Annotated in this window: 9 protein-coding genes; 8 read left to right on the forward strand and 1 reads right to left on the reverse strand. The window is 62.8% G+C overall.

Features of this window, described 5'->3' with window-relative positions; all coding sequences use genetic code 11:
* Positions 1-129 precede the first annotated feature (129 nt).
* The gene (locus tag NQ490_RS10315) at positions 130-978 is read left to right on the forward strand and encodes a helix-turn-helix transcriptional regulator (protein WP_007045700.1); all 849 of its coding nucleotides are present in this window, start codon (positions 130-132) and stop codon (positions 976-978) included.
* A gap of 62 nt (positions 979-1,040) precedes the next feature.
* Here the strand turns inward: NQ490_RS10315 and NQ490_RS10320 are convergent, their stop codons facing one another.
* The gene (locus tag NQ490_RS10320; RefSeq protein WP_007045701.1) at positions 1,041-3,311 is read right to left on the reverse strand and encodes a glycoside hydrolase family 3 C-terminal domain-containing protein; all 2,271 of its coding nucleotides are present in this window, start codon (positions 3,309-3,311) and stop codon (positions 1,041-1,043) included.
* Between the two features lie 158 nt (positions 3,312-3,469).
* Here NQ490_RS10320 and NQ490_RS10325 point away from each other — a divergent pair, with 158 nt between their 5' ends.
* From NQ490_RS10325 to gdhA, 7 genes are all read left to right on the forward strand, one after another.
* Complete coding sequence (locus NQ490_RS10325; RefSeq protein ID WP_007045703.1) at positions 3,470-4,126, forward strand: response regulator transcription factor; 657 nt, start codon at positions 3,470-3,472, stop codon at positions 4,124-4,126.
* Positions 4,127-4,130: 4 nt separating this feature from the next.
* On the forward strand, positions 4,131-5,477 hold the full coding sequence (locus tag NQ490_RS10330; RefSeq protein ID WP_007045704.1) for a sensor histidine kinase: 1,347 nt from the start codon (positions 4,131-4,133) through the stop codon (positions 5,475-5,477).
* Entirely contained in the window at positions 5,474-6,349 is an 876-nt protein-coding gene (locus tag NQ490_RS10335; protein ID WP_007045705.1) for a hypothetical protein, read from the forward strand. Before NQ490_RS10330 ends, NQ490_RS10335 begins: the two co-directional genes overlap by 4 nt.
* 25 nt (positions 6,350-6,374) lie before the next feature.
* Entirely contained in the window at positions 6,375-7,805 is a 1,431-nt protein-coding gene (locus NQ490_RS10340) for a hypothetical protein (protein ID WP_040917390.1), read from the forward strand.
* Between the two features lie 19 nt (positions 7,806-7,824).
* On the forward strand, positions 7,825-9,303 hold the full coding sequence (locus NQ490_RS10345; protein WP_007045707.1) for a hypothetical protein: 1,479 nt from the start codon (positions 7,825-7,827) through the stop codon (positions 9,301-9,303).
* A gap of 25 nt (positions 9,304-9,328) precedes the next feature.
* Positions 9,329-10,762: a hypothetical protein gene (locus tag NQ490_RS10350; protein WP_007045708.1), complete on the forward strand. Its 1,434-nt coding sequence runs from the start codon at positions 9,329-9,331 to the stop codon at positions 10,760-10,762.
* 153 nt (positions 10,763-10,915) lie between these two features.
* Positions 10,916-12,262: an NADP-specific glutamate dehydrogenase gene (gene gdhA, locus NQ490_RS10355; protein WP_007045710.1), complete on the forward strand. Its 1,347-nt coding sequence runs from the start codon at positions 10,916-10,918 to the stop codon at positions 12,260-12,262.
* Positions 12,263-12,291: the final 29 nt, after the last annotated feature.

The raw sequence follows: 12,291 nt of genomic DNA on the forward strand, positions 1-12,291 counted from the left end.
GGGAAGGTGCTTGTCAAACCGGAAGGGTCTCGTTATAATAAAAACAAGAAAGCGCAATTTTTGAATGTGTGTGAAATTTTAATTGATTTGCTCTAAACTTTATATATTTTGCGCGGCGAGGAGGCTGTCATGAATACCCGCTATGATCTGAACATGGAAGTACCCCCGCGGGAGGCTGTACGCCTTTTGTATATCAGCAAGAGCCGGTTTGGCGGGGACTGGCATTCGGTGCCCCATACCCATGCCTGCAGCGAGATGTTTTACTGCATCGGCGGCCGCGGCCAGTTCAACATCGAGGGGCAACTCCACAACGTGGAGCCGGACGATCTGATCATCGTCAATCCCCGGGTGCAGCACACCGAGCTGAGCTACCAGGCCAGCCCGCTGGAGTATGTGGTGCTGGGCATCGAGGGGGTGGAGTTCCTCTTTGACCAGAAGAACCTGGGGTACACCATGCTCAAGTGCCACGACATGCGGGAGGATATGCTCTACATGATCCGACTGCTGCTGCGGGAGATGGACAACAAGGAGGACGGCTGCGAGATGATCTGCCAGGACATCCTGGAAGTGCTGCTGGTCCGTCTGGTGCGGCGGGCGTCGGTGTCGCTGCGGCTGACCAAGGCGCCCTCCAAGAACAAGGAGTGCGAGGCTGCCAAGCGGTACATCGACGAAAACTTCCGGGAGAGCGTCTCCCTGGACCAGCTGGCGTCGGTGACCCACATCAACAAGTACTATCTGGCCCATGCGTTCCAGAAGGAGTACAACATTTCTCCCATCAACTATCTGCTGCGCCGCCGCATCACCGAGAGCAAGGCCCTGCTGGCCAGCACCGACCACAGCCTGACCCAGATCAGCGAGCTGGTGGGGTTCAGTTCTCCCAGCTATTTCTCCCAGAGCTTCCGCCGTCTGGAGGGGATGAGCCCCATGGAATACCGCCGCACCATCCAGAAACAGCAGGACACCCGCAACGCGCGGTGATCCCTGATACAGCAAAACCACCTCCGGGCATTGCCTCCCGGAGGTGGTTTTTGTTGTATGGTTCAGGATTCTGCGGCTTTGCGCAGGGTGTCCAGCAGGGCGGGCAGTGCAGCGGCTGCCTCAGGCCCGCCGAAGTTCACCAGCCCTCGCAGGGGCATGGCGTCCAGCATCTGGGCTACCGCGTCGGGGGGCATCAGACCGTCGCCGCCGCCGTTGGCCATAGCCTGGCTGTTGGCTGCCAGCATTTGCCGCACCGGCTCTGCCGTGCGCGGATCGGCCAGCAGCAGACCCAGCGGGGTATTTTCGTCCACCGTCAACGGCAGGTGCCGTTGGGTGGAAAACTGCAGCGGCACCGTGGTGCGGATGTCCCGGCTGGAATGGCCCAGGCGCAGCTCGTACCGGCCCGGTGCGGCGTACCAGTCGTGCAGTTCCTCGCTGTAACGGCTCAGGTCCCGGGCAGTGATGGTAAAGCTGACCTCACATTCCTGACCGGCTTCCAGCCATACTTTCTGGAAGCCCCGCAAGGCCTGTACCACCCGGCCGCCCGCTGCCGGCGTGCCGGTGGCGTCGCTGACGTAGAGCTGCACCACCTCGGCCCCGGCCAGGGCCCCGCTGTTGCGCACCTTGACCCGCAGTGTGACGCTGCCGTCCTCGGTGAGGGTGGGGGTGTCCAGCGCGGCGTCCCGGTAGACAAAGCCCGTATAGCTCAGGCCGTGGCCGAAAGGCCAGCGCACCGGCATCCGCCGTCCGTCGTACCAGCGGTAGCCCACGTAGACCCCCTCCCGGTAGTCGGCAGTGATGCCGTCACCGGGGTAATCCAAATAGCAGGGGGTGTCCTCCAGTCGCAGGGGCCAGGTCTCCGGCAGGCGGCCGCAGGGATTGGCTTCGCCCCAAAGCAGGGCGTCGGTGGCTTCGCCGATGCCCTCCCCGGCCAGATACATGCACAGCACGGCGGACACATCTCCCGCCCAGGGGCATTCCACCGGCGCACCGGTGTGCAGCACCACCACGGTGTTCTTCTGTACGGCGGCCACCCGGGCGATCAGGTTGTTCTGGCAGTCCGGCAGCCGCATGTGGCGGCGGTCGGCGCCCTCGCTCTCAAAGATTTCCGGCAGCCCCGCAAAGATGACCGCCACGTCGGCTTCCTCGGCGGCACTGACCGCCCGCAGGAATTCCTCCTCGTCCCGTTGGTCGCGGTCGGCGGGGAAGCCTTCCACGTAGGAGACCATCCGTTCCCTGGCCCGGGCGGTGAAAAGGGCGCCCACGGCAGCCTGGGTGTTTACGTGGCTGGAACCGCCGCCCTGGTAGCGCGGGGTCTCGGCAAAGGCTCCGATATAGGCCACCCGCTGTCCTTCGCGCAGCGGCAGCGCGCCCAGGTTCTGCACCAGCACGGCACTCTCCTTGGCCAGGGCCACCGCCAGAGCATGGTCCGCTGCCCGGTCAAACACCGCCGGCGTTTTGGCCAGATCCGCCGCCCGCAGCACGATATTCAGAATGCGGGTTACCGCCTGGTCCAGCACCGCCTCATCCAGGGCACCGCTGCGCACGGCTTCTACAATCTTCTGATCGTTCACGCCGCCGGAACCCGGCATCTCCAGGTCCAGGCCGGCCGCTACACCGCGCACCCGGTCATTGACGGCTCCCCAGTCCGACATGGTGAAGCCGGTAAAGCCCCACTCCTCCCGCAGGATCTCGCTGAGCAGCAGCGGGTGCTCGCTGGCATAGGTGCCGTTCACCCGGTTGTAGCTGCACATCAGCGTCCAGGGCTTGCCGTCTTTCACCGCCGTCTCAAAGGCGGGCAGATAGATCTCCCGCAGCGTCCGCTCGTCCATCCGGCTGTCCGCCGTCATGCGGCGGGTCTCCTGGCTGTTGGCGGCAAAATGCTTGGGGCAGGCGCCTACCCCTTCGCTCTGGACGCCCTGAATGAATCCGGCGGCCAGCTCTCCGGCCAGGAACGGGTCCTCGCTGTAATATTCAAAATTGCGGCCGCACAGCGGACTGCGCTTGATGTTGATGGCCGGCCCCAGCACCACCCCCACACCGGAGGCCCGGGCCTCCCGGCCCAAAGCAGCGCCCAGGCGTCGGGTCAGCGCAGGGTCAAAGCTGGCGGCAGCTGCACAGCCGGCGGGATAGCAGACCGCCTCGATACTGTCGTTGGGGCTGTCGCTGCCGGGCTTCTGGGTGCGCAGCCCGTGGGGGCCGTCGGACACCATCATGGCCGGAATGCCCAGCCGCTCCACCGCCTTGGTATGCCAGAAATCCGCACCGGAACACAGGCCGGCCTTTTCCTCCAACGTCAGGGCCTGAACCAGTTCTTCCACCGTAGCGTTCATGGTCGTTGACTCCTTTTTGACATTTTTCGTGGTTTTGGTACATTATATCACGATACCTATGCTAAAATAAAGGAAATTGTGTAAATTTACCACCGCGTTTGTTACAAGTACGATACAAACCGGGTGTAGGATACAGGGGAAGAAAAAGGAGTCTGGATATGACACAGGTATTGATCGTGGAGGACGAACACCTCATCGCGCGGCTCATCGAGATGAGCCTGACGCGGGCGGGATATGCATGCACGGTGGCGGGGGATGGCCGTACCGCCGCCGATCTGATCGAGGCAAATGACTACGACCTGGCGCTGCTGGACATCATGCTGCCGGGACTGGACGGTTACGAACTGCTGGACTATCTGCGGCCCCAGGGGGTGCCGGTGATCTTCATTACGGCCAAGGGCACGGTAAAAGAGCGGGTGGAAGGACTGCGCCGGGGGGCGGACGACTACATCGTCAAACCTTTTGTGGTGGAGGAACTGCTGGCCCGGGTGGAATCGGTGCTGCGCCGGGCAGGCCGCGGCAACGTCATGCAGGCCTTTGACGTGGTGCTGGACGCGGGGGAGCACACGGTGACCCAGAACGGCCAGCCGGTGGATCTGACCCCCAACGAATTCCAGCTGCTGGAACAGCTCATGCGCAACCGGGGGGCGGCGCTCTACCGGGACACGCTGTATGAGCGGGTCTGGGGCGGCGACCGGGCCGAGACCGACACCCGCACCCTGGATCTGCACATCATGCGACTGCGGCGCAAGCTGCACTGGTACGACCATATCGAGACCGTTTACCGCATCGGCTACCGCTTAAAAAAGGAGTAACCCCATGCGTTACGCACAAAAACTCATCTGTCTGTTGCTGCTGGTCCTCAGCGCCTCCTTCGGCGTGGGGGGCTGTTATCTGTTGTACAGCGATTTCGGCGTACAGCTGGCGCGTACCGGCACGGCCAACGCGTCCGCTCACGCCCAGACCTGCACACTGCTGCAGACCGAGATCCTCGACCTGCAGCGCCGAGGCGACGACACCGGGGATGAAACGGTGGCGGCTTTACTGGAAGCCCAGGGGGCAACGGCGGCTCTGTGGCGGGACGAGACACTGCTGTACGATGCGCTGGCGGTGCCCTGTGACGCCCCGCTGGAAAACGGCACCATGCGCACGGTGCGCAGCGGCGACAGGGTGGCAGCGCTCTACGGCAGTGACCTGCAGGGAGAGCTGCACCTGGTCAGTTCCTTTGATCTGACGGGACTCTACCGGGACCGGGATGCCAGCCTGCGGCGGTTTCTGGGGTTGGAAGCGGTGGTGCTGGCGGCGGGGGCGGCGGTGATGGCGCTGCTGGCCCGGCAGGTGACCCGTCCGCTGCGGGTGCTCACCGCCACCAGTGCCGAGATTGCGGGGGGCGACTATGCCCGGCGGACGGCGCTGCATACCGGTGACGAGATCGAGCAGGTGAGCCGCAGCTTTGACAAGATGGCGGACGCTGTGCAGGAGAAGATCGCCGACCTGGAGGCCGACGTGCAGAAGCGGGAGGACTTCATGGGGGCTTTCACCCATGAGCTGAAGACGCCCATGACCAGCATCATCGGCTATGCCGACGTGCTGCGCAATCTGCAGACCGACCCCGACGAGCAGCGGGAGGCGGCGGCCGCCATCTATCACGAGGGGCGGCGGCTGGAATCCCTGAGCCAGAAGCTGCTGGCATTGCTGGCGCTGGGCGGCGAGGAGCTGGAACTGACCGACGTGGATCTGGCGACCCTGTGGAAACCGCTGCGGGCGGCCTGTCCCACCGTTTCGCTGGAGACGCCTGCGGGGCACTGGATGGTGCGGGGCGACGCCGATCTGCTGCTGGATCTGCTTTGCAACCTGGTGCAGAACGGGGCAAAGGCCAGTGCGCCCGGCACGCCGGTAGCGGTGCTCTGCCGGGACAACGGTACGGCGGTGATGCTGGCGGTGGAGGACCACGGCTGCGGCATTCCGGAGACAGAGATCCGGCGTGTCACCGAACCCTTTTACATGGTGGACAAATCCCGCGCCCGCAAACAGGGAGGCAGTGGGTTGGGGCTGGCGCTCTGCAAGCGCATTGCGGCGGCCCACGGCAGTGATCTTGTGATCGAGAGTGTGCAGGGACGCGGCACCACCGTGCGTGTCTTTCTGCAGAAAGGAGGCGCCGTATGAGCCTTTGGCAGCATCCCCGCTTCATGGCGGGATTGTGTACGGCGGCGGTGCTGGTCTGCGCGGCGGCACCGGCGGTGTTTCTGACAGCGGTGGATGCGGCGGTGCTGGGGCGCAGTGCGTCGGTGCAAAATGCCTACGAGGCGCCGACCCCCAGAGGAGAGGACTACTATATTCTGCGTCAGCTTACGGCGCGGCAGCAGCAGAGCGCAGCCGCCTACGCACCGCCGGAGGAAGAAGACCGGACATCCATGGCGCTGAAAATGTACATTGGTGCGCAGAACAGCCTGGAAAGCATGGTCAACGGCTACGATTATATGGAGACAGTCAGCACCACCCTGCAAAGCCTGGCGGAAAGGGGCGTCATTGACGTGAGCTGGGCGCAGTGGGCCACGGATTGGGGCGGGAACCAATACTACGAGGGCTACAACGGGCAGACCTATGCGCTGGACGTGCCCTACTACGCCACCGACAGTCTGGGGTTTGTCACCCTCAAGCGGTTTGCGCTGGATCAGGGGTCGCTGTACACCGTCTTCAGCCTGACAATGGATTCCCGCACCGGTGTGGTGACCCAGCTCTGGATCTCGGCCCCGCGGGAAGACGATACCGCCCCGGCGGCCCCCGACGAGGCGGGGCTGCGGGCCTTTGCGGACCTGGCCGGGCTGGAAAGTCTGGGAGACTGGGCGGTGCCGGACCAGACTCCCTACACCCATGCGCTCTACAGCGCCAACGGGGCGGCGCTTATCACCGCCACCGTAAGCCCCTATCAGTATACGGGCTGGGCCAACAGCAGCTCCGTCGTCAGTGACCGGTGGTTCCTGAGCCTGAGCCTGGAACCCTGTACGCCGGAGGAGCTGCCCACTCTGGTGTCCTGACTGCGTTCTGAAAAGGAGGATGGCTATGAAACATCTTGTTTCTTTTGGTCTTACGGCAGTGTTGGTCCTTTCGCTGACGGCCTGTGCCGCCCCGCCCCGGACCCCGGCTCCGGAAACCGCCCGGACGCCCGAGACGGCCACGGCAGAAACCGCGGCGGAACCGTCCGGCTTTTACAGGACCGGCTCCACCTTCAACACAGGGGCGTGTTTCTACTCCTTGCAGCCGCATAGCCCGGGCTATTTTCTGGTCACCGAGACAGACTATGCCACGGCCAGCCGGCGGGCCCTTTGCAGCATTCCGGGCTGTGCCCACGATTCCTCTGATTGCCCTGCCTGGTTCCCCGGGACGGGGCTGGAATACAGTCTTTTCACCGCGGGGGAGGACGTTTATCTCTACCACAGCACACCGGCCATGGCCTACGACGGCAGCTGGGAACAATACCGCGCCGAGGTGGTGGAACCGGCGCTGGAAAATCCGGGCGGCCATACAGAGGAGGAACTCATCCGCTATTACCAGAACTGTTACAGGGAGGCGGTCACGCCGGCCTGTCTTTACCGGATCGGGGAAGGCGGCGCGGTCCGGGAGACCATTGAACTGTCCCGGCAGATCCCCAATATCGGGTTCTCCTGGTGTGACGGCGTTGCTCTGTACGGCGAGTACAGTGGGCAAAACGGCGACACCGAAGGGTACCGGATCAGTCTGGCAGACGGGCAGGTGACCACCTTCCCCATGATGGCGAATGAACTGATCCGCGGAGCGGAAAAGGATCGGCTGCTGACCAGCCGGATCGTCACCGACGCGCCGCTGCCCGACCCGGCGATGGTTGGCTGGGACATCTACGAAGCGGCCATGCAGAATACGGTGGTGGAATTTGACTGGCTGAACCCCTCCACCGGGACGCGGAGCAAGGTGCTGGAGCAACCGGGCGACGGCACGGCGGATGGCACAGCAGCCTTCCGCGGTCTGGCAAACGGAATGCTTTATTTTGTGAACTATGGCGAGGACGAACAGGCCGCCGTGCGGGCGCTGGACAGTGCCACCGGACAGTGGCAGACGGTCCTGCAAACCCTTCCGGACCCGGCGGCACAGCTGCGCAGTGAACCTACGGCGGCGCTGCCGGAAGCGGCAGAGAGCCAGGCGAGGTATCTCCGCCTGGATGGCTCGGATGTCTGGCAGGGACTCAACCTGGGGTGGATTCTGGACAGTGAGAGCGGCGAACTCCATACCGTTTCCCAGAAAGTGGAGGGAGCGCTCTATGAGACGGCCGTGATGCCGCTGGCCCTGACGGATGACGGACGCTTTTTGCTCTGTACGGCCCAGAAAGACAGCGGGGAGGAACCCATCTCTGCCTATGGCATCACCGACCTTCGGGTGGAGGATTGTTACAGTCTGCAGCCTGTGGAGGACTTTCTCCAGGGGCGTACAAACTATACCCCGGTGACGATGCCGGAATGATCGGACAGGAGAATCTTGCATGAAACAACTTGTTTCCCTGGGCCTGACGCGGGCCCTTTTCCTGGCGGGCGCGCTGGCCTTTGGTCTTGCCGCCTGCGGCACGACGGCCGATGTGGTGTCCACCCCGCAGGCCACCCGGACCCCCGAAACCGCCCCGGCAGAGGCCGCGGCGGAAGTCACCCCGGCGGGGGACTTCTATACCATCAGTTCCAACTATCTCACCGGCTCCGGCTTCAACGCGGGGGATGCCTGGTACTCTCTGGAAAATCATCTGGGCTACTGCCTGGTCACCAAAACCGACTACGCCACCGCCACCCGGCGGGTGCTCTGCAGCGTGCCGGGCTGCACCCATGATTCGGAAGCCTGCCCGGCCTGGCTGCCGGGGAAGGGAAGCGAGGTAAGGCTCTTCACGGCGGGGAACACGGTTTATGTCTACCACCCGGTGGCCACCATGTACTATGCGGGCAGTTGGGAGGACTACTACGCCGAGATCGTGGAACGCTGGCTGAAAGAGCGTCCCCAGGGGTGGGAGGACCTGACCGACGAGGAACTGGTGGCCTGCTGCCGCGGCCAGTATGAGGAACGTTCTGCCTCGGCGGGCCTCTATTGCATCGAGGGGGACGGCGCCTCCCGGCAGGATATTCAGACGTCCCAGGACCTGCGCAACGTGATGGTGGGCTGGTGCGACGGCACGGCGCTCTACGGTTATGAGCTGTCGGAACCCGCAGTTGGCAATTCCACCGGGTATCGAATTTCTCTGGCGGATGGCAGCGTGACCACCTTCCCCCTGCAGCAGCAGGAGCAGATTCTCGGCACCGAGGGTACCCGGCTGCTCACGTCCCATACGGTCACCGAGATACCACTGCCCGACTACAACGCCGAAGGCTGGGATGCCTACCGGGCAGTTCTGCAGAACGCCACGGTGGAATATGACTGTCTGGACCCGTCCACCGGCGCCCGCACCAAGGTGCTGGAACGCCCCCATGATGGTTCTACCTTTGGCAATGCGGATTTCTTCGGCCTGCTGGACGGCAAGCTCTATTTTGAAGATTGGACGCCGGAGGAGAATGGCGAACCCCGGCGCAACGCCTTCTGTGCCTACGACACCGTCACCGGCCAGTGGCAGGACCTGCTGCGTCCCATCACGGACCAGACTATGCGGCTGGTCGGTGTGACGGTGGCGGCATTGCCCGGCAGCGCCGAACAGCAGGGGCGGTATCTCTGGCTCAGTGGCTCCGACAATGTCAGCGGCGAAAACCTGGGCTGGATGCTGGATACCCAGAGCGGAAAACTCTTCCCGGTGACGCAGAAGATGGAGGGGGAGGGAGTCTCCAACTGGGTCGCGGGTGTCGTCGCCCTCACTGACGACGGACGCTTCCTGGTCCGGACAGCACAGCAGCAGGACGAATACGGTGGTCCGGTGTACGTCTACGGTCTTATCGACGCCGAAGCCTTTTTGCAGGGAAGCACCGACTATACGCCCGTTGTGGCGTCCTGATATATCCATACCGGAGGTGTAGCGTATGAAACGGCTTCTTTCCCTCGCCCTGACGGCGGCGCTGACGCTGGAACTGGTTGCCTGCAGCGGCCAGCCCCAAACCGCCGATACCCCGGAAACGGCTGCGACGCCCCAGGCCGTGGAGACTGCCGAGACTGCGGCAATCCCGGTGGCCGGGGACTTCTATGCCATACAGCCGGTAATTGGCATGAATACCCTGTTCAACGCCGGCGATGTGTTCTATGAACTGCGGCCGCGAAGTGGATACTGTCTGCTGTTCCGAATCGACTGCGATACCGCCACCCGTGGCGTGCTCTGCAGTGTGCCGGGCTGTACCCACGATTCCGATGCCTGTCCGGCCTGGCTGCCGGGGCAGATCTGGGATTACACCACCTTTGCCACTGAAGATACCGTCTATGTCTACAAAGCCCGCTCGTACGAGGAGGTCACGGACTGGAACAGCTACTATGAGCAGAATGTGGCGCCCTATCTGAACGACGAAGATATGTTGCAGGGCCGGACGCCCCAGGAATTTGAAATCTCCTATCACAATCGGTTCGTTCAGCTCCGTCAGCCCGCCTGTCTGTATGCGATGGCGCGGGACGGCAGTGAACAACGGCGCATCGACCTGTCGGAGAATCTGGAACGGAACACTGCGCTGTGCTGGTGCGACGGTACGGCGCTCTACGGCTGCTTGTCTCTCGACGCCTTGGATACCCCGGTACAGGGCTTCCGGGTGGAACTTGCCACCGGCCAGGTGACGACCTTTTCCATGCTGGCGGGGGAAGGGATTGTGGCTGCCGAGGGGCGGTTGCTACTGACGGCCCGGGTGGTGTCGGACGTTCCTTTCCCCGATCCGCAGACCGAGTGGGAGGCCTACCAGGCCATCCTGCAAAATGCCACGCTGGAATGTTACAGTCTGGATCCGGCCAGCGGCAAGCGTGAAAAACTGCTGGAACTGCCGGGCAGCTTGATCGCCCAAAATGGGGATTTCAGCGGTATCGCAGGCGGGCAGCTCTACTTTCTGGAGCAGCAGACCCAGCCCGAGGGCGATGTCCTCATGACGATTCTTGCCTTCGACACGACCACCGGGCAGCAGGAACTGGAGTACCATCTGCCCCGCAAGAGTGTCTGGATGAATGATCCCACCGTGGTGGGACTGCCGGATGTTGCACAGCAGGAGGGACGGTACCTGTGGCTTATACACAGCGGTGACGGTGGCTTGCTGTCCATGCAGATTCTGGACCGACTTTCCGGCGTGTTATATGAACCCACGATGTCCTCCGAGCAGGTCCGGCTCCAACAGGATCTGGGCAGTCCGCCCCTCACCGATGACGGGCGGTTCCTGCTCTGTGTGGGACGGAGCGACGACTTTTATGACTATCACTACGCCCTCATCGACGCCGAAGCCTTTTTGCAGGGCAGCACAGACTACACATTGATAACGACGGTGGAATGATAAAAAGTAAAAATATGTACGCGATATAGGGACACCTGCCACTTGACAACAGACAAAAATTTTGAAAATATATACAAAAAACTTGAAAAATTGCGTATAGGGTGATAGGATAGAGGCGGTGTTAAGAAATTTATATAAAGGAGAGTGTCCCCCATGTCGATTACGAATGAGTACCTCAAGGGCGTCTATGACGGCCTGGTCCAGCGCAACCCCGAGCAGAAAGAGTTCCTGCAGGCGGCCGAGGAAGTCCTCGAAAGCCTGGAACCCGTCATTGCCGCCCATCCCGAGTACGAGAAGGCCGGTCTGATCGAGCGTATGGTCGAGCCCGAGCGCGTTGTGATGTTCCGCGTGCCCTGGGTCGATGACAACGGCAAGGTCCAGGTCAACCGTGGCTACCGTGTGCAGTTCAACTCTGCCATCGGTCCCTACAAAGGCGGCCTGCGGTTCCATCCCAGCGTCAACCTGTCCATCATCAAGTTCCTGGGCTTTGAGCAGTGCTTCAAGAACAGCCTGACCGGTCTGCCCATGGGCGGCGGCAAGGGCGGCGCCGACTTCGATCCCCATGGCAAGTCCGACGGCGAGGTCATGCGTTTCTGCCAGAGCTTCATGACCGAGCTGTACCGCCACATCGGTCCCGACACCGACGTGCCCGCCGGTGATATCGGCGTGGGCGGCCGTGAAGTGGGCTACCTGTTCGGCCAGTACAAGCGCATCCGCAACGAGTTTACCGGCGTGCTCACCGGCAAGGGCATTCCTTTCGGCGGTTCCCTGGCCCGCACCGAAGCCACCGGCTACGGTCTGTGCTACTTTGCCGACGAGATGCTCAAGGCCAACGGCAAGAGCTTCCAGGGCGCCAAGGTGGTCATCTCCGGTTCCGGCAACGTGGCCATCTACGCCAACCAGAAGGCTACCCAGCTGGGCGGCAAGGTCATCGCTATGAGCGACTCCAACGGCTACATCGTGGATGAGAACGGCATCGACTACAAGGTCATGCAGGAGATCAAGGAAGTCAAGCGTGCCCGCATCAAGACCTACCTGGATTACGTTCCCACCGCCAAGTACGTGGAGGGCAGCCAGGGCATCTGGACCGTTGCCTGCGACATCGCCCTGCCCTGCGCCACCCAGAACGAGCTGCCGCTGGAAGGTGCCAAGGCGCTCGTTGCCAACGGCTGCTACGCCGTGGCCGAAGGCGCCAACATGCCTTCCACCCCGGAGGCCATCGCCTACCTGCAGGCCAACAACGTGCTGTTTGCACCCGCCAAGGCGTCCAACGCCGGCGGTGTGGCTACCTCCGGTCTGGAGATGAGCCAGAACTCCCTGCGTCTGGGCTGGACCTTCGAGGAGGTCGATCAGCGCCTGCACGACATCATGGTCAACATCTACAAGAACGCTGCCGCTGCCGCCGAGGAATACGGCTGCAAGGGCAACCTGGTGGCCGGCGCCAACATCGCGGGCTTCCTGAAGATCGCCTCCGCCATGATGAGCCAGGGCATCGTCTGATCCCCGTACGTCCCATAAAACCAACAGGC

The organism is Subdoligranulum variabile (assembly GCF_025152575.1).
Lineage (GTDB): Bacteria > Bacillota > Clostridia > Oscillospirales > Ruminococcaceae > Gemmiger > Gemmiger variabilis.

What these genes read in the sequence shown, in the direction of transcription:
- NQ490_RS10315 (WP_007045700.1), top strand. Translation starts at nt 130, where the DNA reads ATGAATACCCGCTATGATCTGAACATGGAAGTACCCCCGCGGGAGGCT.
- NQ490_RS10320 (WP_007045701.1), bottom strand. Translation starts at nt 3,311, where the DNA reads ATGAACGCTACGGTGGAAGAACTGGTTCAGGCCCTGACGTTGGAGGAA.
- NQ490_RS10325 (WP_007045703.1), top strand. Translation starts at nt 3,470, where the DNA reads ATGACACAGGTATTGATCGTGGAGGACGAACACCTCATCGCGCGGCTC.
- NQ490_RS10330 (WP_007045704.1), top strand. Translation starts at nt 4,131, where the DNA reads ATGCGTTACGCACAAAAACTCATCTGTCTGTTGCTGCTGGTCCTCAGC.
- NQ490_RS10335 (WP_007045705.1), top strand. Translation starts at nt 5,474, where the DNA reads ATGAGCCTTTGGCAGCATCCCCGCTTCATGGCGGGATTGTGTACGGCG.
- NQ490_RS10340 (WP_040917390.1), top strand. Translation starts at nt 6,375, where the DNA reads ATGAAACATCTTGTTTCTTTTGGTCTTACGGCAGTGTTGGTCCTTTCG.
- NQ490_RS10345 (WP_007045707.1), top strand. Translation starts at nt 7,825, where the DNA reads ATGAAACAACTTGTTTCCCTGGGCCTGACGCGGGCCCTTTTCCTGGCG.
- NQ490_RS10350 (WP_007045708.1), top strand. Translation starts at nt 9,329, where the DNA reads ATGAAACGGCTTCTTTCCCTCGCCCTGACGGCGGCGCTGACGCTGGAA.
- gdhA (WP_007045710.1), top strand. Translation starts at nt 10,916, where the DNA reads ATGTCGATTACGAATGAGTACCTCAAGGGCGTCTATGACGGCCTGGTC.